At 39.2% G+C, this 25,444-nt stretch carries 21 protein-coding genes; all 21 read right to left on the bottom strand.

The genetic code is table 11. From position 1 onward, the window contains the following. Positions 1–21: 21 nt before the first annotated feature. The 21 genes from brxL to AC4PID_RS14410 all read right to left on the bottom strand — a co-directional run bounded on the left by brxL (position 22) and on the right by AC4PID_RS14410 (position 25,441). The gene (brxL, locus tag AC4PID_RS14510) at positions 22–2,088 is read right to left on the bottom strand and encodes a protease Lon-related BREX system protein BrxL (protein WP_492132707.1); all 2,067 of its coding nucleotides are present in this window, start codon (positions 2,086–2,088) and stop codon (positions 22–24) included. Between the two features lie 20 nt (positions 2,089–2,108). Then, on the bottom strand, positions 2,109–4,628 hold the full coding sequence (gene pglZ / locus AC4PID_RS14505) for a BREX-1 system phosphatase PglZ type A (protein WP_492132706.1): 2,520 nt from the start codon (positions 4,626–4,628) through the stop codon (positions 2,109–2,111). 29 nt (positions 4,629–4,657) lie between these two features. Further along, positions 4,658–5,323 (bottom strand): hypothetical protein, encoded by a 666-nt coding sequence (locus tag AC4PID_RS14500; protein ID WP_492132705.1) that lies wholly within the window; start codon positions 5,321–5,323, stop codon positions 4,658–4,660. A gap of 8 nt (positions 5,324–5,331) precedes the next feature. Then, entirely contained in the window at positions 5,332–8,910 is a 3,579-nt protein-coding gene (gene pglX / locus AC4PID_RS14495) for a BREX-1 system adenine-specific DNA-methyltransferase PglX (protein ID WP_492132704.1), read from the bottom strand. A gap of 12 nt (positions 8,911–8,922) precedes the next feature. After that, complete coding sequence (gene brxC, locus AC4PID_RS14490; RefSeq protein WP_492132703.1) at positions 8,923–12,546, bottom strand: BREX system P-loop protein BrxC; 3,624 nt, start codon at positions 12,544–12,546, stop codon at positions 8,923–8,925. Positions 12,547–12,559: 13 nt separating this feature from the next. Continuing rightward, the gene (locus tag AC4PID_RS14485; protein ID WP_492132702.1) at positions 12,560–13,144 is read right to left on the bottom strand and encodes a DUF1788 domain-containing protein; all 585 of its coding nucleotides are present in this window, start codon (positions 13,142–13,144) and stop codon (positions 12,560–12,562) included. After that, entirely contained in the window at positions 13,144–13,740 is a 597-nt protein-coding gene (locus AC4PID_RS14480; RefSeq protein WP_492132701.1) for a DUF1819 family protein, read from the bottom strand. The genes AC4PID_RS14485 and AC4PID_RS14480 overlap by 1 nt, the downstream gene beginning before the upstream one ends. A gap of 62 nt (positions 13,741–13,802) precedes the next feature. Then, a complete protein-coding gene (locus AC4PID_RS14475) occupies positions 13,803–14,012 on the bottom strand; it encodes a helix-turn-helix domain-containing protein (protein WP_013273423.1) in 210 nt (69 codons plus the stop codon). A gap of 358 nt (positions 14,013–14,370) precedes the next feature. Continuing rightward, a complete protein-coding gene (locus AC4PID_RS14470; protein ID WP_346065882.1) occupies positions 14,371–14,625 on the bottom strand; it encodes a helix-turn-helix domain-containing protein in 255 nt (84 codons plus the stop codon). A 13-nt stretch (positions 14,626–14,638) separates the two neighbouring features. Further along, complete coding sequence (locus AC4PID_RS14465; RefSeq protein WP_492132700.1) at positions 14,639–16,486, bottom strand: VirD4-like conjugal transfer protein, CD1115 family; 1,848 nt, start codon at positions 16,484–16,486, stop codon at positions 14,639–14,641. Positions 16,487–16,539: 53 nt separating this feature from the next. Continuing rightward, positions 16,540–17,943, bottom strand: a complete 1,404-nt coding sequence (locus tag AC4PID_RS14460; protein ID WP_492132699.1) for a DUF3991 and toprim domain-containing protein — start codon at positions 17,941–17,943, stop codon at positions 16,540–16,542. Between the two features lie 10 nt (positions 17,944–17,953). Beyond that, positions 17,954–18,085: a hypothetical protein gene (locus AC4PID_RS14455; protein WP_492132698.1), complete on the bottom strand. Its 132-nt coding sequence runs from the start codon at positions 18,083–18,085 to the stop codon at positions 17,954–17,956. 106 nt (positions 18,086–18,191) lie between these two features. Next, entirely contained in the window at positions 18,192–18,494 is a 303-nt protein-coding gene (locus AC4PID_RS14450) for a hypothetical protein (RefSeq protein WP_492132697.1), read from the bottom strand. 121 nt (positions 18,495–18,615) lie between these two features. Next, complete coding sequence (mobP3, locus tag AC4PID_RS14445; RefSeq protein WP_492132696.1) at positions 18,616–21,288, bottom strand: MobP3 family relaxase; 2,673 nt, start codon at positions 21,286–21,288, stop codon at positions 18,616–18,618. Positions 21,289–21,309: 21 nt separating this feature from the next. Continuing rightward, positions 21,310–21,732 carry a hypothetical protein gene (locus tag AC4PID_RS14440; protein WP_492132695.1) on the bottom strand — a complete coding sequence of 141 codons (423 nt, stop codon included), beginning with the start codon at positions 21,730–21,732 and terminating at the stop codon, positions 21,310–21,312. Between the two features lie 401 nt (positions 21,733–22,133). Beyond that, positions 22,134–22,394: a DUF6103 family protein gene (locus tag AC4PID_RS14435; RefSeq protein WP_492132694.1), complete on the bottom strand. Its 261-nt coding sequence runs from the start codon at positions 22,392–22,394 to the stop codon at positions 22,134–22,136. A 63-nt stretch (positions 22,395–22,457) separates the two neighbouring features. Further along, positions 22,458–22,856 carry a DUF6103 family protein gene (locus AC4PID_RS14430; RefSeq protein ID WP_492132693.1) on the bottom strand — a complete coding sequence of 133 codons (399 nt, stop codon included), beginning with the start codon at positions 22,854–22,856 and terminating at the stop codon, positions 22,458–22,460. A gap of 12 nt (positions 22,857–22,868) precedes the next feature. Beyond that, complete coding sequence (locus AC4PID_RS14425; protein WP_492132692.1) at positions 22,869–23,249, bottom strand: DUF3846 domain-containing protein; 381 nt, start codon at positions 23,247–23,249, stop codon at positions 22,869–22,871. Between the two features lie 11 nt (positions 23,250–23,260). Beyond that, complete coding sequence (locus tag AC4PID_RS14420; RefSeq protein ID WP_492132691.1) at positions 23,261–23,836, bottom strand: DUF6329 domain-containing protein; 576 nt, start codon at positions 23,834–23,836, stop codon at positions 23,261–23,263. A gap of 15 nt (positions 23,837–23,851) precedes the next feature. After that, entirely contained in the window at positions 23,852–24,895 is a 1,044-nt protein-coding gene (locus tag AC4PID_RS14415) for a M23 family metallopeptidase (protein WP_492135389.1), read from the bottom strand. Between the two features lie 42 nt (positions 24,896–24,937). Beyond that, positions 24,938–25,441 (bottom strand): gamma-glutamylcyclotransferase family protein, encoded by a 504-nt coding sequence (locus AC4PID_RS14410; RefSeq protein WP_492132690.1) that lies wholly within the window; start codon positions 25,439–25,441, stop codon positions 24,938–24,940. Positions 25,442–25,444: the final 3 nt, after the last annotated feature.

Raw genomic sequence — 25,444 nt, 5'->3', positions numbered from 1 at the left:
TCTGTTATTTTTATCCGGTTATTACTCCACGCCCAAAGCCTTAAAGACAGCTTCCTGCGGTGTATTGTAGAATATAATACTGAATGCCCCCATAAGCTCCGGAGGTACAGTCGCCATATCTACTGCTGATGTGATCGGAATCAATACCTTTTTAGCTCCACTATCAAGGCATACCTGCAAAGTATTTGCAAGCTCTTCGACCTTTTGAATAGTGCCGCTGATGCTTATTTCCCCAAGTACCGCAAGACTTGAAAGAGTTGGTTTTTGAAGAGCGGCCGAGCATATTGCTATCAAAGTTGGGAGGGTTAAGGTTTTTGTAATACCAATCCCATTTAAATCCTGATAATTAATCATGTAATCTTTTGTCGTAGTGCTGACCGAATTGCTAATATGCCTGCCATTGGCTTTCAAGTAGTTGAATGCTGTGTTAGTAGCTTCTTTGGCATCACGATCCGATCCAAGTCCTGTACGTTCAAACTTGCCATTTCCAGGCAACACTTGTGTTTCTAAGCGGTAGACACCCACCATGCCTGATTTACCTCTTGATACGGTATAGACATGGCCAGGATTAGTCATTCCTTCTGGGATCAGCTTACCTCCACCTTGTTCAGGTACCGGGACGTAGTGTTCTTCAAAAGTATCATTATCAACATAGGAGAAATTCACATCATAGAACTCCATCCCGCCAATCTTCTTGAGTTGCTCTTTGACACGGCGACGAAGTTCAAGCGAAACAGTAATTATTTCTGCCATATCCTCTTTAGTGAATTCTCCATTTGGATACAGGAGCTTGGTAAAGCCAGAAATCATTTTTCTGACAGCGATAACATCACGCTGATTTAAATTAGAACCGAATTTATAGAATTTATCGCAGGCATCGCCATACTGTTCTTTTCGCATTTCCTTCATAAATTCTGATAAATAATCGGTTATGAATGCATACTCGTTGGTGAAAAAATCCGGTCTATACTTTGGTATCTCCCATCCCGGCACATAGCAATGCATACGATCCAAAAATGCTGTATCGTATGCCATAACTTCTGGAAACGGCTCAAATAAGTGAGACGTTTTAAGTAATACATCCACACTTTGATTTATATTACCCACAAAGACCATTGAAGCACTGGCAGCCTTTTCCTCTTTGCCTCGTGCAAAAGAACCAGATGCCATATAGTCCTTCATGATCTGTACGCCGTCTTTATCTTTAAATGTGATTCCGGCAACTTCATCAAACGCAACGCAGTCCCACATACCTACAAGCCCTACTGTTTTATTGGACATGTTATAGAACAGGTTTGCGACCGTGGTTTGCCCCCCCGATACGAGAATACTATTTGGTGATATCTCTTTATAAATATGGGACTTACCGGTGCTTCTAGGACCCAATTCGCATAGATTGAAATTGTTTTCCACGAGTGGAATCATACGAGCAAGCAACAACCACTTCTCACGAGTAGAGAACTTATCCGATTCCATACCTGTTGAACGAATAAGAACATTCAGCCACTCTTCTTTTGTGAATTCCCTTCTTGCTTGCTTTATTTCATCAAGCTCGATGTGCGGCATTTGGATAGGTGTCAGTTTTCGAACCCTGATAGGATTAGCTCGTCTATCTTCTTCCAAATACTCATATTCAAGCTGAACGATACACCAGATTCCACCGCACAAGAGTCGATCATATTCTGATACATAACTCGGAGCAAGAAGGATTTCTCGAACTCCAAGATTTGAAAACTCAGCCTCGTATCGATCTTCTTTGATGTTGAGCTTAGCAGTGATTCGATCTATTACTGTATAGCTACCCCGTTCACGCAGAATAGACAATACTTTCTGAGCCTCATCCGGCCTTACAAAGTTCTCAGAGAGTATCCTCTTTACCGTCTTAACCCCTTCTTCGATGATCTCAGGATCATCTGAGCTGCAATACTGCCCGAGTAAAAACTCTAATACATATACAGGGACATTTGCCCCTTCTTTTATGGACTTTGTTAAGTCCTTTCGGACAATCTTGCCATCAAAAAACTGTCTTAGTTTTTTGTTAAGTGCAGCATTTGGATTGTCCACTTCTTCGAATTTAAATTCTTCCACTTCTCTCTAATCCTCCTGCCTTAAAGATTGAACCCAAAGTCATCTGCAAAAGCCAAGTCCATTTGTACTTCATGCCTTAAGACTTCAAGAGCATTTTTTTCATCATAAGCTACTAAATAGTATTTTCTAGTCTTGTCATATTTCTTGTTCTTAAATGTAAACTTCAATCGGAATACTCGCTTACTTGCATCCTCGTCCTTCTTATCAGCCACATAAATATTGTCATTGGATATTTTTTCATTATCGCCAGAGATAAAGAATAGCTTGTATGTTGTTTCTTTATTCACGTCAGTAACAGCTTCTGTTTGAATAAAATCCAAATTGGTTGTTAGGTTAGTAATTTTATGAATTAGGCTAACAAGTGCTATGCTCACTGCTTTTGTCTCTGTGTGTGCCTTGCTCGTTTTCACATCAATGACTGGAATCAGCATTTCTTGGAGTGATGATCCACCATGAACATAATTCAGTCCCCCTCCAGCAACTTTGAAGATATCACTTCCTATAGGAACAGATATGATGCGCTCATCATGATTGCCTAATATATCTCCCAAGGTAACAGTTCCAATACCATCTGCAGAAACTGCTTCATTAGCAATGACATACCTTCTACCTACAAAGGCATCTTTTTTATCAAAGCCGCCAATCTTGTCACTTTCAGCCAGCTTATCACGCTTATAAATAAAGCCATGGTCAGCGGTGATAATAAAGCGTGTGTTGTTTGCACTGGTCAATCTCTTGATCATTGTGTGGATTTCTTCGATTGCCTCTTCGCAAGCGCTAAATACTTCATTCTCAGTATTCAGCTTATCCCCTCTGGCATCTATTTGATTGTGATATACATAGACAACCTCTTGTCCAGTGAAGATTTCCTTCAAATCTGCAATCTTCATTGTTTTGATGTCATCGAACTGGACAGTACGACTATTAAGCACGAAGTTCTGGAGTATCTGCTCTCTGGTCTTAAGATCATCGCAAACCTTTCCGTCTACAAGTACTTTAAAGTCTTCGCTCATTGACAGCTCTTTGTGTGGCAGAAGTGCCGACATACCAAACCGCGTATATGATGGAAGGACGCTTTGCATCATACTCATAGACGCATTACATTTCTCATCAGCTATAAGTCTCTTAAGTAGTGTTTGCCCAACTTCAAAACGGAGCGCATCAGAAATAATGACGACTACTCGCTCCTTTGCATGACGTATAAACTTGTTATAAAACTCATGCTGCTTGATTAATCCTGTATCTCCTTTGCACTCAAAAAAAGATCGATTCCAAGCAACAGATAAAGGATCCAAATAGCGATTTGTATAAATATTTTCAACCAAATCTCTCAAGTTCTCATAAGGAGAATTGTTAGTTAGCAAATCATAATGGTAATAGAAATATCGATATTTTTGGTCGACAACATAATCCTTTGAAATATAGCTCTTCCAAATATCGGAGGATGATTTTTGTGGTTCAAACCTTGCTGACATTATTAGATGGTATGCATTCTCTAGAATGTAATAATGCGAAAAATACATCTGGCCAAAGTGCATTTTTCTTCTTACTCTGCACAGCTCCGGTATTGAGTGCCCATTCAATTTGGCTGCTGTGTCCTCACCCTCAAGTCTATCAATCAGCCACTTAAGAATAAAAATGTCTGTTTTCTTGAAGATCTCTAGCTCTGAATAGTCACTAACATTCAATTTTTCAAAGATGGCATCACCATTCAGTGTGCTGTATACCATGTCTGATAAAACATCAAAGTTCTCCTTGAAGATCAAACTATTCATCAAGCTGTCGAGAAAAGCAATAATGTTCCCCGACTTATAAGAGCAATAATTCTTCCAAGCTTGAGGAAGCTCTGTACGAATTGCCTTTGAAGTATACGTTACAAAGAGTGTATACACTAATTTATTGAGAGATGGCGAAACATCTGTGTAACCAAAAGTCTCTTCACACATCTTCCAGAACGGCATAAGTAAATCGAATTTTTCAAAATCAGCAATGTATTTATTGTCTTCCAGATCATCATCAGTAAGCACTGTACGAACGATTTCCTCGAAGGATACAATTTTCGTTTTACATAGAACTCCCATTAGAGCCGTTTCAATGATACTCTTGCTAAAATTCTCAATTTCAAGCTCGTAGAATTTTTGAGTCCTTTCTTTTGATCCAAAGAACTTGATATAATGCTGCAACACCGGCTTATATTTTTCATCAATACCTAAGTCAACTGCTAGTAAAGATGCTCGATCCGCAAAGAATTCTTTAGAATATCGAATCGTATCTGCAAGATGATTTTCCTTAAGGGCAGGCTTTGTAAATGGAGCATAAATCAAGTAGTTCGTTGTAGTATCCTCACGCTCCAAGAAATACTTGATATAAAATTGATTATCCCGCTCCAGCTTCAACACCTTGGCATTTTCAAGTTCTATGGATTCAATATCTGAACTGAACTCAGCGCCTGCATCGTACCAAAATATCAATTTTCGTATGTCAGACGCGAACTCAGCATTGAGTTTATCTGTAATTTGTTTTAGGTTAAGCTCTGCCATTTTTTCACCTACCTCTTCTTCATGAGATACTACTTATTACTTTTTCTTCTATTCACTTTCCACATGCCATACAAATTACCACATACAACTTTTATTTTCTTTAGATTTCTAATTACTTTCGAAAAAAAGCCAGGGAAAATTATGCTTTCAAGAGAATCAATCATTTGATTTTTTAATCTTCTTACATCGATTGTGAGATTTCTTAATTTTTCTACATCCTCAATCAATAACATTTTCTTCCTTCTAAAGTTAGTGAGACTTGCCTTTTCTTTGTCAAGAAAAATCCCCAAAAAAGTCCCAGGAATATGAGCGGACTCTTCAAGCATAACTCCAGTCAGGCATTGATGAATCAGATTACGCTTTTCTCTAAAAGCTTCATTCAGTGCCAGTGCACTTTTTTCGATTGAAGAAATTTGATCTTCAAACGTAGCTGTTTCTCTGTTTCCAAAAGATAATCCAATCTCCAAATGTTCAATACTCTTTTCGAGTTGGTAAACTTCATCTATCAGTTCGCTTAGGGTTTCATATTGTAGCTTAAAATATGCTTCTTTTCTAATAGCACCCCTATTAATCAATATAGTTATGCCACCACCAAAGATAACCCCTAAGCATGTGATGAGGAAATCTTTGGTGAACTGGTATTCCGTAAAAAACGTTTCAATACTTTTTAACAGATTTATAAATGTTTCTTTCATCCGCTCACCTAAATCTTCGTAAGAATATCAAGCTTCTTACCATCTTGACCTATTTGAACTTTTTCGTAGTTCACTTTTACACCGTCATCCAAATCAATCGCTATACGGCTTAGAGCAAGGTGGGCAATTTTCTCATCATATTCTTTTGTCTCTTTCAACTGTTTTATAAGTTTTTCTCTTCTCTTCTCAGCTTGAGCAACTTCTCTTGTGTTATTGCTGTTTTCTGCCATTTCTTTCATTCGATCAATTTCACTCATGTAGATTTTCTGCATTTTATGAAGATAGTCTACACGGACAATACCTGTTGTATCTGCAGTGTAACGGTGCATGTAAACAAGTGCTTTGAATCCATCTTGTTTACCACTGTCATACAGCCAGTATATTGGGCGCTTTTGATAGGTCTTCACATGATCTTTATAGAAGTCCTTAACAAAGTAGTTACGAATTATTTCTCTTGAAGTATTCCCTTTGTTATCAAGTGCCTTTGCTATAAAATCAAGGTTTTCCTCAAGTGTCTCCAAACCATATACACATTTAACAAACTCAACAAATCTACCAACTATATCATCAGCAAAGTACTCCTCGTCAGTGATCGGGATACAATTATCTTTATCCGGAACAATAGTGTTGTATCTGTTTGATTCCCACTCACCGCCAGCATAAGCAATTCCATCGCCATCAAGCGAATATCTGCCGAACATACAGCCAACAGAATACGATATTAAACTCTTAACATCTCTTAATAAGTCAGCTTTACGAAGAGTAATGTCTTTTTCTTCCACATGTGCGGAAATTTCTTTTTCTAATCCGTAAACCTCAATGAAAATGCTATTAAGTACTTCTTCGTTATACTTTACTTTATCAAAATTGCTTTTGGATTTCGAATCCCAGTATAAGAAAGCACTTTCAAGCATGCCTTGATTGTCCTTGAAGGAATTATCTACGTGATTTCTAAAACGAACTAATGGATGAACCGTGAAATCCCATGAGTTTTCAAACGAATCCCATTCTTCTTTTTCAACAGCAATATTTTCCATCACAATTTCGATTACCTTTTGCTTTTGCTCATCATTTATTATGACGGGTATGTTAGCTATATCACCTACCTGATAATTGATCGTAGGTGCCAATGTTTGCATAATAGTTCTTACAACGTTAGTATTGCTCAAGCCTAACAAATAAAAAAGAATACCTTTTTCTGCAAAGCAACTCATTCCAGCTACATCGAATATAAAACCATTTGGTTTATATCTAAATGCTATACTCGAAGATGATATTAGTGACCAAGATATACATTCATGAAAATAATGCTCTCTATTAATTACTCTTCCTTTGCTATTAACTGCAGAAGTTTCATCAATATATTTACACACTTCTGCTCCTTTATCTTTGAAATTAACAATATAATCATTATTCCCATACCATTTCCTAAAATCGCCACCCTTATTGTATGGAAACCATTTTATATCTCCCATAGTATCCTCAATACTATTTAAGTCAAATCCAATGTTGGAATAATGGACTTCGTGCCATAGACGCAAAAAACGTTCATTGTTTGTTGTTGCCATCCCTTGTCTCGGCTTTGAAATTTCGCCCAGTCTTGTGCCGGTTTCGAAAGCATATAACAATTTACTTCCTACCCAATAAGCTATAGGTGTTCCTGATATTTTTGTAAAATTCACTTCACTCGTTTCAAAAAAATAACCACAATCTTTATTGCTAATTGCATCTAAAACTTTTTTCCTCTGAATTTCCATTCCACCTTTGAATTCTGAAAGTTTGAAATATAAGCCTTTTGTGTTTTCGTTACCATTTTTTAACACAAACGAACAGATTGGAACCGTGGCTTCCTCAAATGCTGAATATTCCATCTGAACGAGTGTTGTTATTGACTTCTGCTGAATTATATATCCCCTTAACTGCTCATATGTTTTTATAAACATCCATACAAATGGTGTCATGAAAGCAGAGTATCCATTTGGTTTGCAGAATTCAAAATTCCTATAGATAAATACTGAGAATAAATCTCCACTATATTGCTTGTACTCTCCTACTACAAACTTTTTCAGTTGCCCTTCTAACTTATTCATGTAAGGTGGATTAGTACATACAACGGCATACTTTTCTGACATAAATGATGCTTGCTTTGCCAACCACTTCATTTCCGGCATAACAACTCTAAGCCAGTGATCACTTTCCAGGGTGAGTTGGCCTGACAAGCTACAGTTGCCAAGATATTCAATGAACGACCTGTAATCATGCTTATCAACAGAAATCAAGCTGCCGATTTCTTTGGCATGCTTATATACTTCAATTAAGTATTCGCCAATTTTATTTTGTTCCTTATCATTTGTGATACCATCACATGTGAATCTCGATAAGCTATTTGTTTCGTTGATTGCCAGAACATTTGGTTCTATTTCTCTTGTCAGAAATCTTCTATCATAGCTTCTGGCTTTCATCATCACAGCGAAATATGAAAGTTGGTAGGCACGATTATCAATATCTAAGCCAAATATGTTTTTTTCAATTATCGCTTGTGCAGCATCCCTATCAACAAAACCACATTCTCGATAGATTTCCATCAAGACATCGAAAGCATATACAAGTATATGGCCACTACCCATACAAGGATCGAAAAATGTGAGTTCTTCTGGAGCAACTTTTTCGTTAACAAATTGAATTTGCCCATCTTTAGGGGTAACAAAATACTCAAGTTTTTCTTTAAGCTTGCTTTGAGGATTTCTTTCAATCCAATAGCGACCTAATGAATTATCAACCATATAACGAACAACCCAGTCTGTCGTAAATAGCTGAGTTGCTGCAGGAATATCTTCCTTCTTTATGGTTCCTTTGTAAATATTTATTACTTCATTTTTCCGTTCTTCATTGTAGTATTGATACATCCATCCTATAATTTCAACTGCTTCAGTAAAATCTTCCTCAGCAATATCCTTCACCAAATGACTGACTATACCATCACTATCAGTGAATGCAATAGTCAAAAGTAGCTCCGTGTAATCAGCAGTCTTTTCAAACAGCTCAGGCAATACTTCGTTCAACTTATTACATTGTTTAATAAAGAGCATACGAAAAAGCTCATCCAGTTCATTTTCATGTTTGAGCTGCATGACTCTATCTTTTTCATATGCCGAGAAGACCATATCTGTATCAAATGGTGTTGTTACCATATCTGGTTCAGATTTGCCTGCTGTTTCACTTGAAAGTACCCTAATTCGGGATGGCAAGTAGTCATTAACTTCCATAAATCGAATAGCAATCAAACGGTTAAACCACGTATACGCTACTTCTTCAATTACAAATTGAAAAGCAGTTTTGTAGTCAGACGTACTCTCTTTATCTTTGATCCGGTTAACTAGTGCCTCTCGCTGTTTGATTTCATTATCTGATATTTCAGTAGGTTTTCCAGTGCCAATATCAAAAAACTGAATATTGTCGGTAGACATAGAAAGGGGTTTCGAGATGCCCTTTTCTGTAATACCAATAAGTCCGGCTTTATATGTGATTTCGCTAATGAGTTTTCGTCTTGCCCATACTGCGAAATTTTTTATAGCTGTTTTATTCATGTTGCCCCTCCACTAAAATTCTACGTTTAGAATAATATCGTCTTGGATCCGTTGCTTCAATTTGGCTTTGAGTGCGTCTACATATCGCTCTACATCTGCTTCAGTCTCGATTCTCCATGTTGCTTCGGTATTGATTGTTTTAATACTCACCGTCTTTTGTTTTTTAACTTTAGGCAAATCGTAGGTTCCAGGCGAATCACTTACACCACCAGTAGGAGGAAACACAGGTGTTATTGGTTTTCTCGCTGCAATAAGTCTAGCTTCTTCTTCACCTATCTCATTTAGCAGACGTACTTTTAGTGCATCTGCTTCAACTTTAATATTCTGCAGTGTTGCTACATTATTGCAAGATTCAGCCTTTTTATATAGCTCATCAAAACGTTCCGCAACCTTCTTTGAGAAGGATTCTTTGCATTCTTTTGAATCTAGATCCTCAATTACTCTCTGGCGAGCTTCTTTTATGGCAGCAAAAATTGGCTTCTCCATCTCGGTCAGCATACTACTATATAGATCCGTATAGCGATCCAGCAGCTCAGGAATCTTTCTGATTTCACCGAATGGAGCAGATTTCTTCATGATGCTTTTAACTTCTTCCACGACAGATTCTATCTCTGCATTAACAATGAAAGTTTTACTATCATCGTAGATTTTAATGAGTTTAAGGCTTCGGTTCCAAATATCAATTTGATCCCCTTTAAAGAAGGCTTTAATCGGTTCGTAGTATTCAGCAAAGTCTAAGAGCACATCCTGCTTTTCATCCACTGTTCTAAAGAACTCTGAAGAATACTGGATGTCCAGTAAATTTAAGAGCAACGATTTTCCTTCTTTAACGACGTTCTTGCCCGGATAGGTTGGTTCGTTTTTATAGTGGATTTCAAGTTTCTCTAAATCATTCTTCAGGTGTGAAGCATACTGCTGAAAGCTCTTCAAGATTGCATCATCTTCATCGCTTGAAGGTGTGATATTGAAGAGTTCCTTCATAACATCTCTTACGGCCTTTTTCTGCTTATCGTTTGCTCTTTCTCTTTTTTCTGCGAGCAGCTTTTCAAGATACTCCTTACGGCTTAGGTAGCGGTATACTTCATCCTCAGTTTTCGTCAGAAGATTAACCACATCATTATTCACAAAGAAAGCAACATCACCATCTTTGAATAACTTGGCTACCAACCATTGAACATCGTCTTCAATGAATCCGTACGGTGGTTTTGTAAAACGCTCCATAATAGCCTTCATCGAAGTCTTTGCATGTCTTACTGAATTCATACTGATGAAATCAAGCACATCATTGAGTGCAAGCCGGTTAGGTGTTTGCACTGTGCCTTCAAGTGAAATTTGGCTATTATTTGTGCCTTTAAGAACTGCTCGAACGTTAGCTTCTCCCATTGCAGTATCGATATATGACAGCTTGTGGAAAGTTGTATTAACTAACTTGCCCATAGCTTCATTGATGCGAGCAGTAATATCCTTTGCACCAATAGTCAGTTTATCTCCATTCGTATAAATGTCAGCGCTTCTAAGAGATTGTTCAAGAAAGATTCGTGCATTTCCACTTCTCTCACGCATCTCCACTCTCTTCGCTTCCTTGATCTGCTCGTACTTTGATACTGTATTTGATGTATTAAGTCTTAAGTATTTTTCAATTTTCAATGCACTTCTAATCTCATCAATAAATGCTTTATCATCGGGGAGAACTACCAGAACACTTTTACTTTGTCCACTCATCAGTCGAAGAGTCGTTTCATCTGTTCCCATCTCATAATTTGGAGTCAGTATTTTCAAGGAAATATCAAAGTTTTGATTTGCCTTATATGGCCTGTCATCAACCAATTGATTGAACCCAAAAGTATACCGCCCGTTAAATGCTGGATAACGGTATTTCTTTTCGTCATAAAGCCCATCAAAAATCAATTCCGATACCTTACCAACAACTTCTGAGATTTCTACATTCTGACTTTCAATTTCTCTGTTGATTTCTTGTTCCTCATCCGTAAGGAACACATAGATTTCTCCATTTTTCTGAATCAACGTTTGTCTTGCAAGGCGTTTTAACGCCTCTTCAACTTTGTTCTTCAGAGCAATTCTATCCTGATCAATACTTGAGACCATCAAACTTGTGATGTTCTCAAGGTTAGCAACAACTTCTTTGACATACTTAATCATAAACAAAGTCTTTAGTACATTTACATCGAAGCAATCCTCTGCTTTATCAGGATTTAAATACTCATTATCGTAGGCACGGATAATAACACCCTTGTGACTATGATCCAAGAACTGCTCAAGAGCGTCATAAAACATATTGAAGGGCACAATGGTTCCTTCTGACTTGTCCATAATTCTAACAGCAGATTCTTTGAACAGTGCCAGCATGGACCGTTCACCCTCCGCTAAGTGCTTACCACTAGCGCCATGGGTTCTTATCGATGTAAGCACACTTGCAAGAAGATTGAACTGATATGGAACAAATGGGTAAACTGCAGAGAAATTAACCCTATCAGAGTAGAGCTTCTTTTCAATGCCGTCATTAAATATAATCAGGTTTTTGATTATCGTATCTTTTTCATCATAGAGGAGGCCCAATGTTTGCCTTCCACTCTCTGTTTTCTCGAGAATTCTTTTCCGGATTACTTCGTCAACGTTTGCAGAAGAAAGAGACAGCCTTGTATCAAACCTGCCCTGAATCTTTGAAAAGTCATTCCCCTTCGTTTTCGTTATGCTATCGATGTCTTGCTGGCTCGTTACTACTACCCATGCCTTACCACCACATGCTGAACCTAAATCCTCAGTAACCGTTTGAAGATTTAACATCAGCTTTGAGTCTTCACCGATATACTGACCGATTTCATCCACGAGGAAAACCACATGATGGTTGTTTCCCTTCTTGTCGATATAATGCTTCACCATATTTGCAAAGGTCGCTACATCAATGTTGTACGCTCCGGTAGAGCTTTCACACCAATTCTTAGCAGCCTCCATGCTCATATAGCCTATATGTACTAATGTTTTGCAAACCTGATCCTGTACGAATCTGAACTGATGCCTTGAGGCTTCCCATTCCTTCCCTCTGATTTCAGCAAATACGTTCTTAAACTCCTCATACTTGCCTTCATCGGATAAATGCCTTTCCAGATCTGCTAAAAACGGATTTGCTCCATAGAACCCTAAATGCTGGTTAAACACTTTAAGGAACACAGAAAGGATGGCTTCTTTGTTGTTCTGTGCATCTGCCATGCCACTTTTGGAGTCTATATTAAACAGGATGATATCACTTGAAATGTTCGCAGCTAATTTCATATCTGCAAGCACCATTTCATCCTTAATTTTTCGATCTTCAATGAAATAATCAAGAGCTGTCTTCCCATCGACAACTCTATTTTCCAATAGGTAAGATAATATTTTTAAGAAATGAGATTTACCACTTCCAAAGAAGCCTGAAATCCATACTCCCATCTTGTCGGTATTGCCTGTTATTCCCTTCTTATAGCTTGAGAAAAAGTCAGCAAAATGCTTCTGCAATTCTCTGGTAACAACATATTCCTCAAGCTCCTGTCTGACGTTTTCATCATCGCCTTGTCCAACTTTGATAACACCTTTAATATCCCTATCAATTGCTTTTGCAAACATATTTTTTACATACATAGTCTTCTACCCCTTAATCTACGAGCTTGAATGCTCTGTAGTAATTATCATCTTTGATTTCTGAGAAAAGCATTAAGGATTGACCATCATACTTTCCAGGGAAAAACATAATAACCGGTACATCATCTATGAATTGATGCAAGTTATTCAAAATCTTATGTGATCGTAGCATTGGGAAGCACTTTCCTACCCCTTTTAAGAACACAATGGAATTGCTTGGTGTGTTGTTCTTAATATGTGCCAAGATTTCATTACTCTGATTATCCTCTTCCATTCTCAACATTTCATTAACTGCCTTGGTTATTTCAGAAAACCCTTTTGTTTTCTCAAAGTCCATACATATGTCTAAAAAGCCTTCTCTTATCAGATTGTCGATTATGATGTCATATAAGTCAAAGACAACAATCCGGAAATCATGATTATCGTTTTCATACTTTGAAGCAAGGTACTCGATCCGCTCCCGTACCAACAGCTCATATTCCGCTGGATAATCAAACACATAATAACCAACTTCATTTCCTAATCCTTTGTTTTTTCTGAAATTCGGCTGCTTAATCTTTTCCTCGAGTTTATTCAATCTGTTTTCCAGTTCTATCATTAGCTCACCCCCGTAATGGCTTTAATCATTTGATTATCACCGTTATCTTTCAGGTAATTTTCAAGCGTTATATCAAGAATTGGAGGTGTTATTTTTTTCTCTTTGCTACTAACAGTTAGAAGCCCAGCATCAGTCAAAAAATTCATGTATGTGCTTCTTAGCCTTCGGAGTGTAACATCCGTCCACATACTCACATCGTCATCTTGACTTTGTTTGTTTTTATAGAAGATATTAATATCACTCTCAGTAAGCTCAGGTGCTCCCATCTGCACTTTTTCGCGATAGACCTCATAAAGGAACTCAAAGAACAGCCTATTTTTTTTTGCAATGGCAATCAGATTGATGATCTTCTGCGTGTTCAAGTCTGCGTGAATGAAAACTTCAATCAAACCTGTATCAAGCGCATCTATTCTGTTTTTGAGATATCCATAATTCCGCTTAGCTCGATACTCCTTGGAAATACCAAGCAGATTATCCGTTAAACATAAGTCTTTAATTTCATCCCATGACTTTCCTTCGTGTTTGAGTTTAATGATTTTCCTGAATTCTATAAACCAAAAGGATTCTGACACAAGACCAGAACTGTACTTCTCCATAGTTCACCCTCCGCATGATACCACTATAAATATATCAAATTGCTTGTCCTATAAAACGGACACTAATCTACACTTTTAACGGCTTCAACAATATCTCCGATATCACAGTCAAGTATTTGACAAATCTTGAGCAATACATCGAGAGATACAATCTCATTCTTTTTTAGTTTTGTAAATGTAGCAGGACTTATCTTCGCTGCTTTTCTCACTTCGACATTCGTCATGTCCTTATCAATTATTAATTTCCAAAGTCGTTTATAGCTTACGCCCATATTTACACCTCTTCACAGCTAACAAATTTTGTGAAAGCCATACAGCTACATTTGGTCATACAAATACTACCAAGTTAATTATATCAATAACGTTATAGTCTTTCAATACAATCGTTCAATATCTCGAAAAAAGTATCATGAATAAGCAAGTAACAAACAACCTATTGAACGGTGCTTTGCTGCGCTATAGCATTAATCATCTAGTACTCTGCCTTTATAATTGTTCTTTCTCTGATGTTAAATTAATTCTTCAAGTGAGTCCTTCTTGTCAGTCCATCATGAACCCCAGCTCAGTCCACGAAAAAAGCATAGTTCCCCCTTGGTGGAAAACTATACTTATTTCACGACCGGCATACTGCTATTTTATAAAATATCGATTTGAAGAATTGCTGCCATTCTCCCTATAGCGGCATTCCTTACGAAGCAATCCACACTTCAACAAATCATTTAAAGCTCGTTTTACTGTACTGACTGACATTGAAGTATCTCTAGCAATGGTTTTTATGGCTGGCCAACATTCGCCTTCTGCATTGCTTCTGTCTTTCAAATACATATATACTGCTTTGGCTCTAGAGGGTATTTCTTCTCGGTATAGATTCCCAAAGAAACTCAACCGCTTCACCTCCCTATGTTCTAATAATTGCTTTTCGTTTCACGGCTGATTCATCACTTGAATCCATCGCAGGAGAATGGAGCATTCCACCCCGCTTGCCGGTTTCAGTAGTTTCGTCATCAGTCACTTCATCATCCACATCAAGAGCCATAGTATGTCTCACTATATTTTCTTCAAGCTCCTCTTTATCAGCGTAGTACACTTTACGATGGGACTTCTCCTCGGTTTCATATATCTTTTCAAATGTTATTCCCCAGTCCAAGAAGAGTTTCAGCTTTGTTTTCATCGGATGTACACCCGTTTTCATAACAACAAAGTTTCCTTTGGGTAATGCCTTTAATTCATCCGCTGTTAGTAGTGGTCTTTCTATCATCTGTAGACTCTGAGACGGATCATTCTTTCCTCGACTAATGCTGCCACTCATCACAGTTCTGCTGCCAAGAGCCTTAGAGAGTACCTGTGCAGTTTCAGAGTTGGGAGCAAAGCCACCGAAGATGGTAAGCTGACAGTTATCTGTTATGATTTGACTGCCTTCTTTTCCATAGTTTCTATCGAGCTGAGCGAATGACTGAATAATTGGAATCACCGATATCCGTCTCGACCTACCAGCAGACAGCATCATCTCAAAAGACTCAATCTTTGGGATGGTCCCAATTTCATCTGCGTATATCATCACTCTACTTGGGAGCTTACCACCGTTCTCATCTGCCACAGTAAGCATTTCTCGGTAAAACTGTTGTAAGAATAGCGACACCATAAAGTACTTTGTGTTATCTTCCTCCGGGAGAATGAGAAAGATTGCTGATTTCTCGTTACAGAAAGTTTCCGCATCAATCGCCGTATCAAAACAAAGAATCTGTTCCATCTCGGAATCCAGAAAAGCATTGAGCCGCGACAGTACCGTTGAGAGTACAGATGCCATAGCTTGTTCAGCAGAATTGAGAGCTGCCCCAGCAAACCACTTTGCCTTATGAGTCGGTGGTAGCTTATCCATCAAGAGCTGAAATTGACTCTTTCCTTTGATCTTGCTCGGTGCCATGAGGTCTTGTACCATTTTAAAGACTGAAATGATATGCCGTTTATCTATCTTCTTGCCGTCTTCAACGGTTGGTGGGAGAAATTCTGCAATTAGAAGAATCACTGATGTAAGTAGCCCCTCTGCTGCATCATAGAAGAATGCATTCTGCCCCATTGCAGCATTATTTCCATCGGTTGAAATAATCGTTTTGGAAATGATTTTTGCATATTTCTCTGCTTTTGCTTTCGCTGAGTAATTGCTACTATCCATTCGATGCAAATCCATGTACTTGTTGACCAGATGGAGCAGGTTATTCCCATCACTTCTGGTTGGATTACGCAAATCAATGACTGCGATATTGTAGCCATAGTTTTCTTTCGCAATCATTCCATAATTTCTGGCAAGATCGCCCTTGGTGTCAGTTGTGATAAACGACATTCCACTGACACAGGCATATTCTAGATTCGGATATAGAAAATATGCCGTCTTACCAACGCCTGCTGCACCAATCATTAAACAGTGGACATCTCCAGGATCCACAATGCTTGTCACTATGTTGTTTGATCCTTTGCACCCAACTATAAGCCCTTGTATCGGATTGCCTCTTTCATCAACTGGCAGGTTAATGCCTTGCCTCCACTCCTTCACCTTGAAAGGAATGTGATGATAGGTATTTTCTATTTCCTTCTTTGTTGCAAATCTTGCGACACCATGCTGTCCATCCCCTACAGTTTTCGATTTGATTCCGTTCAAGGTATAGTAATGGGCAAGTAATGACAGCCCGCCGATAACGGAGAACATAATTGCAGCAGCTGCGATTAACATATAAACTTGTGAACTCATTTTTCACTTCCTTTCAGTACATAGAGGCACAGGAATTCCCATGCCTCATCCAATCATGCCATTTTTAAAACTGCTGCTTGCGCCTGCTTATGCTCATGGAGTTCTAACTTAATTGTGGCTTTCAAGAGTTCTAACGCTACGCCAAAGTACCCATTAGCACAGTTTATCTTTTCTACTTCGCCTATGATTGTTGCCGGCTTTTCAATTTTAGAAAACAGTTCAACTGCTTCTGTAAGTTTCGGATCCCAGCGGCTCCGATTTTGATATGCACGGAACTGCTCACTCATTCTTTGAACGATTTCTTCTACAGCCATCTGATTGCCTAATTGCCGATATTCTCTCAGTGCTAGACATAAAAAAACGGCTGTTGCTAACTTCATAGCTTCAGCCGGATGCTCATTTTGGTTCCGAACTTGTTTCAGTATCTGCTCCCCATCTGAATATTCGATTTGTGTGGTATTCATATCTTTAACGATTAGCAAGATTTCTTCGCAAAGCTCATTTTTGAATTGGTGCTGAGGATGTTCTTCAGCTGGAATAGCAGTGCGGTTATGTGCTGCCTTTAAATCTTCATTCCAGTCTTTAAAGCAAGGTACTAACCTACTACAGCTTAGATTTCTCTCAGCTAGCATATCTTCAATTTTCTCGCTGGCTTCAATGCCAGCTGAATCATGATCCAAACACAAAACCACATGGGCTAGTTCCGCATTGTTCTCAATGGATTTAAAAATGGATTGCTCGGATATTCCACAAAGGGCAAGGTAACTATGCTTCTTCCAGTCTGAATTCTTACGGACTGTGATAAAGGACAGCAGGTCGATTGGCGCTTCAAACACATACAATCGATCACTACTCCCCATATAATGAAAGCTATAGCACGGATTACTATTATCTATGTTTCCTTTAAAGCCTTTCCCTTCCGTGTAGAGACCTCTTTTATGTGCATGGCGTGCCACTCCATTTTCATCGTAGCCAACAAAAATGGCATTATGATATTCCTTTGATTCATCTGCAGAAGGCTCCTTACTTTCATAGATGAGTTTTTCTCTGGCGAAAAAGTTCACCACTTCACGATCTATCAGTCGATGCTTTATCAGGTATGCAAATACTCTTCGCATGTCATTGTTGCTCGGCGGCAGTGCAAAGGGCTTTCTGGATTCTACCCGGTCTTTTGCCATGGCATAGGGTGCACCTTGCTCACCATTCAAAAGCATCATAACGGCATCAGGAAATGATTTGCCGTAGTAGTTTTGGACGAAATCAATAGCAAGACCACCTTCCTTCGTTGCGTGGTCGAACCATTCATTGCCTCGCACGGTTATGCTGTGATTGCTTTGAAGACGCTTTTCTCTTCCAGAAGGGAGTAGTGTTTCACCATGCAATTTTAGAAACACGGTAAGATCCACGCTATTGGCTCTTAGCTTTTGTTCATCAGTAAAATGAATGTATGTCCCCATGGCGTTCCTCCTACTGTTTTCTACTTCCTATACGATGAAACGCCGTCCTTTTAACCGGACGGCGTTTCATGTAAGGATTGATATTTTTATTTGGTGGTTTCTTAGAATTATTGTTTGAATATAAATATTGAGATTTCTTCATAAGGACTCTCCTCTCATTTGCTATTCATTAATGCGAAATAAAAACAGCCCCTCATAATGAAAGGCTGTATGTGATAGATATCATCTTTGATTTGTCTTCATGTTTATTAAAATCGCTCAGCGATTATTCTTTTCGCAGTTTTTACTGCTTCCGGATTTTGTTTAGCTATTCTAGAAGATTCCTTCACTTTTTCCAATGCTTCATGTCCTCTTTGATTGTCAATAATCCTCATTAGCGATGAAACCCTTGTACTTGTACCAGTTCGTTTGGCATCAGTTCCATCTTGATAAATTCTGTCTATCAAGTCATCTTTGCTGCCCTTCCAATCTGCAACCAATTCATAGTACATAGCAACAAACCAACCGCCTGCTGCTGTAAAAGCATCATCAAACTGCTTATCTGAAATCATGTGTATCCCTCCATTAACTCTATGGCATAAAATCTATTTGTTGTATTGAGCATATATAAACCCACCTTTTTATTTTACCATATTGTGTTAATTGAAAACAAATACATCTTTGCTATTCTATTTATAGTAAATAGTTTTGCTCATCTTGTTTATGCCCTTGAGCCACCTTCTTCTCCTTCAACTTTCTGAGCAGCTTGCTGTCAATTTTCATACCATTTGAGTTTCTGAAAGGCATGCTATTTTCTTCGAATATCTTACTCATGTGTTTCAGCAAACGGGATATAACAAACGCCACTGAAGGATCTCTGAACTTATCGATGTTATCAAGAAAGAACATTGCATATTCATTTCCCTGTTCTGCAGAAAGGCTCAGCCATTTAATTGCTTGTTCTTTATCCTTCGCCACATCTTTTCCAAGCAAATAGGTCTTCCCTAAAAGATACTGTGAGAAAGGATTGCCAACTTCCGCAGAGCTCGTTAGATATTGAATTGCTTTTTCAATGTTTTGGGGCATCTCCTTTTCGTGCAAATACAGTTTCCCAAGCTGATAGCTCGCCCACTGGTTGCCATACTCATTCGATGTCTCAAAGTAACGAATTGCATGGGCTATATTTTTAGCCACAACCTTATCTTCAATAAAAAGCTTCCCCAGTAAATAGGCGGCTGAGTTCTTGATGTCTTTCAAAGAAACATCATCACGATCAGCCACTGATTGCAGAAACGCTATCGCCTTTTTCAATTCATCTGGGTCAGGCGTTTCTTCTTTAAGAACCATCTTGGCAAGTGCGAAGCTTGATAAGACATTGCCCATCTTTGCTGATTTCTTATAGTAATCTTTTGCCCTTATTAAATCTGGCTCTGTACCAACACCGTTTTGGAGCATCCACCCCAAACGGTACTTGATTTTATCATCCTTGCCAGTTTGCTCTAAACTTTCGAACCCTTTAAAGGCTCTTTGAAAATACTGTCTCGCTTTTGTTTCATCTTTGTCAGTTCCAATACCATCCCGGTACATCTTGGCCACTTCAAAATTCGCATAGGGAAATCCTTGCTTTGCGGACTTCAGATACAGTTCAAAAGCTTTATCTAAATCTTGCTCGACGCCTTGTCCTCGCTGATACAGTGTTCCAAGGGAATATTGAGCATACTTGTATTTTTTCTCTGCTGATAACTGAAACCATTCTGCTGCCTTTTGATAATCTTGATCCGTGCCCTGTCCTGCTGCATGCATTTTGCCAATGCGGTACTCTGTGTACTTCCATGGCTTGCTCGATTCTACTTGTTGAAATCCTGCAAAAGCTTTGACATAGTATTCATCTGCAGCATCCGAATTCTTCTCCACGCCAAGGCCCAAATAATAGATTCTTCCTAAGTCATAAATCGCAAGCACATTTCCCGTTTCTGCTTCTTGCTCTAGCTTAATTTGCGCCATCTCAAAATCTTGTGGAATGTCTTCTGTCCCAACTAAAAGTTCTCGAGCCATCTTATATGAATCAGTCCAATCCACAAAAAATTCTTGTGCATTTTCATTCAAAACATTTCTACTCTGTACTTCATCCTGCTCATAGTCAAAGCCATTGAACTCTTCACCCACTTCATATCCATGAGGCTCTGGAATTTCATCATTGAATGAATCTTCAATTACAGTCATCTCCGCAAACTCAAATGACTCAACCGAAAACTGATTTGCCTCCGCAATGATCATGTTCTTGATGGATTTGAATTCTTTTCGCTCTGAAAGCGGAAGCCGGTATGGGAGATCATCCATGTAACTATGGAGTACCTCTTCTCGCATCTCGTACCATAGCGCATATGCTTTCGCCACAACGTCTTCTTTTGAAAGCTCGTCAATCAATTCATCAACAAGCGCTTTTAAGCTTGGCTGCAAATAACCGTAGACTTTCTTACCGTTTGAACGCTTTAGTTTTTCTGATAGCTCCAAGAATAGCGCTTCGATTTTGGGATTCTGAGCATGTCCTGTTTTCATTTCACCGATCAGCTTAAGCAGTGCTTCGTTACTCTCACGTTTTAGTTGATCCCGTCTCTCCATCTGCTGAGCATATATCTCCTGCAATTCACTTTTGAAGATGTTTTTGGCAAGTCCGGACTTCATTTGCTCGATTCCCTTTTTCGTAAGAAACCCTTCATTTGGTTCTGTTGAGTAGCAGACCATATGAACATGAGGATGATGACTCTCATTATGAAATGCAGCGTACCACCTAAAATTCTGAATCGGTATTTTCATCGCCTCCGCAAGTTCCGGGGTGAAATAGGAAAGCATGTTATGCCAAGCTTCGGCTTTATCAAATCCTGTACGGATCGCATCCTCTCTTCTGAGTGAAATGATAGGAATCCAGATGTTGCCAGGATGATTGCCAACCTCTTCTGCAATTCTACTTAGGACAATTTCATCATCCCCATCGGTGAATAAACCGTGAGTCCCCATTCGCTGTACCCTTAGACGGTTGGCGATATAATCCACGTAGTTTTCTCGCTGACCGATTTTATCCATGTTTTGCTCAAGTGCAATTGTGATAAACTCAGATGCGTTTTCTACTGTTTTGCTTTCAATGTAATCTTCATACTCAAATAGTTTCTTGGCTTCTGGGAATTCATTAATAATCTGCTGAATCAAATCCCCCTGTTTCAATGTTGAAGGAAGACTTCTCCTTTCCTTTGGTAACTTTTCAACACCGCTTCGAGTCGCCATGTAGGTTACAAGATTGGAAAGATGAGCAGCCGACTTTTTTGTGCCTCCTTTTAAGTACGGACATTTCAATACGATCCTTGGCATAGGTCACCTTCCCTTCATGCGTTATTCTTCGAATCCCTGCTGAAACTTCACCGCTTCTTCCATGCTGATTTTACCTTTTGTCTTTTTCACTTCATTGACACATCGTCCACGGAGTTTTCTTAAATCTTCATCGCTAATCTCAAGCCCCGCAGCCAGAATATTCATCATCATGGACATTTCAACGGAAAGCCTGAATAGGTTTCCGGAGTGTCTGCTTTCCGTTTCTCTAAGTAGCCCCTGCATTGCTGAGACGATTACCTTGGACAAGTATTCCGTTAAACCTTCACTGTTAAGGTAGCTCATATAAAACTGCAAAGCCTTTTCGATGAACTCACTCCGATTTTTCACGTTGTCCTTTTCCAGCATGTCATCCATGCGCTTCATTGTCTCAGGATAAAGCCACACTGCCGTTCTGCTCTTGGTTTTATTCTGTAATGGACTCAATCACACCACCTCCATATCGTCATTTACCAATCTTGTCCACACAATTGACCACCTGAAATACCCTGCAATATGGGCATTCATTCCGTATCTGACCACCTATTTGTCCCATTTACGCGATTCTGACCACCTATCGTAAATCTTTGAACGCTCGGCACTGCCGGGCGATGTGGGTGAGAGGTGGCGCTGTGCGACCACCTCTCTTTATCCTGCACCAGAATCATAAATAGAATCAGCACCAATTCTCGCCTGATTTCACATTCAATTACCGCCTCATTCCTGGGTTTTAAAAACTGCTAGATTCGGCTCAAATTTCGCCAAAATATCAGCAGGGGGTAGTGTTACTCCACTCCATGCCAAAGAATTGCACACAGGGGCAAATGGCGGCTCAAAAACCCGATTAACTACTGCCCTTCATGAGATGTTGGAATGGATCTCGGCTGAGTAGTTGTTTTGATCACTTTTTTTGTCTTCTCCGGCGCGATTTCCTCCTCTTCTCGCTCGTCAATGTACTCTCTTACATTGGCTGGCACGTATTTCTCATAAAGCTTCTGTAACTGATCTGCCATCTCTGCCTGCAAATCGGCCTCCTTTTTCTCCATATACTTCTTAATAGCTCTCAGTTTTTCAGCTTCAAGGCTGATAGCAATTGTTTCTTTTTTCATATTCGTAGTCCTCCATATTTGATTTTTCATGATCAAAAGTCGCAATTTAAAGTTTAGAAAAGCCTACATCGACATGCTCATCCCTTGTGATTGTTCTTCACCTTGCTCCTGATTTTCATCAGCACTCTCGGATTCAACCAATTGATTTACTTCGACAATTTCCTCATTTTGTTCTCTGGCGTTACGTCTTCTGCCACGTGTAGAAGGCGTTGGCGCAGTTATTTCTTGCGGTTGTTCCTCTGCTTCAACTCTGACTTCAGTTTGCAGACCTTCCGCAGGATCGTTTCGATCAAGGTATCTTCTTGTCGCTGCAGGTACATATTTTTCATAAATACTTTTGATATGACCCTGCAATTCTTTTTCAACAGTGGTATCCTTTTCGTCCATATAAAACTTGAGCGCCTCCAACTTTTCTTTTGGAAAGCTCACCTGAAGCGTTGTTTTTTCTGTTGTTATACTCATGATTTGCACCTCCTAATAGTTGAAACTAGTAACAATCATTCTCGGTTGAGCCTCTGGCTCATCACCAGTAAATACAGGGGCATCCTTAAATTCACTAGCGAATACATCCATCTGCTCATCTGTTAATGAAATAAACTCACCATCATCGCTATCGCCACAAATGAAAAAAGGACCGGCAATAATGTCATTACCAATCCTTCGATTCAGCTCCATTCCATTCAATTTTCCTTCTTCATTCACAACGGCGATGCAGTTGTGATCCAGATAAACACATTCAAACATACCTTCTACTTCAGCTTGAATCCCTTCAAGGTCATTGACCATTTCTTTTTCATAAGGCATTTTCCCGGGTTCAATTTTCAGTACCTTAATCGTATTTTCGTTTTTCATCATCGTAGTCCTCCCTACATTCCCATGTTTTGTTCTAGCTCAGATGGATTGATATTCTTGCAGAAGTCGAGGTATAGCGTCATATCAAGGCAATCCTCCTCCAAGTTAATTTCCGCCATTTCTTCTCTGCCCTGAAGCTCGTTCACAAGCAAAGTACCGATTCCGTTATTTGGTTTCACATTAAGGCTGTGCTGTTCAGCGATTTCTTCAAAGTACACAATCCAACTCCCATTCGATGTATTTTCGGCAGCCTCCTGTAGTATTTGATCTGCTACTTGAGAGATTTGCTGATCGATGTACGCCTTAATGTTTGGCATAAAACTGATGTATCTTGCGTAGTTATAGCCGCTGCTATCAATCAAAATCCCGTCACCACTTTCTTCATTTAGTGCAAGCAGACAGTGAGTTTGTCCAGAGGGGTCTGTGAACATATCTTCTTTTCTGTCTGAAATAAATGGCCTATCCCTTAGTAATCCTTTTGAAAGCTCATCATATTCACTCTGGTTCATCAGCTGTATAGCTTGAATCACACATGGCTGTGTTTCTAGTTCGCTTACTTTTCTAGAAAATATAGCATTTGTTTTTAGCATTTCTACACGTCCTTTCTAGGGTAAATAATTTCTTGGGTCTTGTTTTTCACCACCTACTCTGATTTCAAAATGTAGATGGTTTCCTGTACTTCTTCCGGTAGAGCCGACCTTGGCAATCTCTTGTCCTACAGTTACTGGTTCTCCCTCACTAACAAGTATTTTCGAGCAATGTCCGTACAAAGTGATAACGCCACCACCATGATCAACAACGACATGATAGCCATATCCAGAGGTTGAGTACCTCACCAACATGACAGTACCGCTTAGAGCCGAGTAGACAGGTGTTCCTTTGGGCATCCCCAAATCTATACCACCATGCCCTTTTTTCTTTTTAGTAAAAGGATCCGCTCGATATCCAAATTCGCTCGTCACAGTACTCCTCCAATTAACACCGACAGGCGAACAGAACCCATCCTCACCAATGAAAGGCTCCGTTGAAACTGCAATTCCGTTTATAAAATCGTCAAATTCACTACCGTAAGTAGGCGCAGGTTTTTCGTACAATATCCGATAATAGATTTCTGTTGCGTTTGCTATATTTTCACTTGTGACGGTAATGCCCAATTTCTTATCTATATTTTTATCGATGGTAGGCTTGTCTTTTATTGGAACTGTAACGGTATAAACTTCAGTATGAGTTGTTCCGTCTTTACCAATCACCGACCTTGTGCGTTCTTCATAAGTTACAAAGCAATCAACAAATGTCTTGCTGTTTACCTGGGATGGCTGCTCGGCGCCGAAATACAGAGAATAAAAAATAGCCTTGATTCTTGTTGAATCCAGACTATCTCCACCATCCATACTTGAATTTACCTCTTTGATTGCATCATCAAGAACAGAAAAACTACCCCGCATATTCTCGATGTGCTCGCGATACTCTGCTGGCACACTCCCTGCTATGACACCTCCATGAAAGCACAGTTCAAGTGCTGTATTGTTATGATTTGCAGACCCAGAAAGCATCCCGCAAAGGATAGCGATTAACACAATGATTGGAGACAGTATTGCGACTATCGTCCACCCAACACTTTTTCTAATTCTTTCATCACTAAGGGCCATCGCCACAGCTCTAGCCACTAAAACAGGATCCGCCATTTTTTATCACCACCACCCGAGTCCATACATATTATCTTGTTCGTAGTCTTCAACTTGCTCTGATTCCATTCGTTCTTTGGTATACTCGACTGCCCGTTCTAGAATTTCCGTATCAAAACCTGCGGCCTGATAGCCTTCTTCAATGGTTTTCAAATAAAAATCAGACGGAATGCCAAGCAAATGACCTTCTGTCATTACATAGACAAAAGCCGACACAGGCTCACCATCTACCTCAAGTTCCACAGTTTCCTTGTCATAAAACCTCGGATATCCTTCATATCGGTCTAGCGCAATTTCATCCTTGGGACCAACAGACCAAATCATAGCAGGAACAGTGCTACCTTCCTTTGGCTCTATCGTTGCATAAGCACCCGTTTTAGAACCTCTGAATAGCAGTTCGTAATCTTTGATTTCAGTTGTCCCCACTGGTTTTGCTGTGGGACAACGTTGTTTCATTTGGGGCAAATTCATATTGCTACCATAGGCGATATATAGTTTTTCTTTCTGCATTTT

The organism is Fusibacter sp. QWL-12, assembly GCF_058683495.1.
The sequence above is the reverse complement of the archived record's forward strand: the minus strand, read 5'-3'. Positions and strand labels throughout refer to the sequence as shown.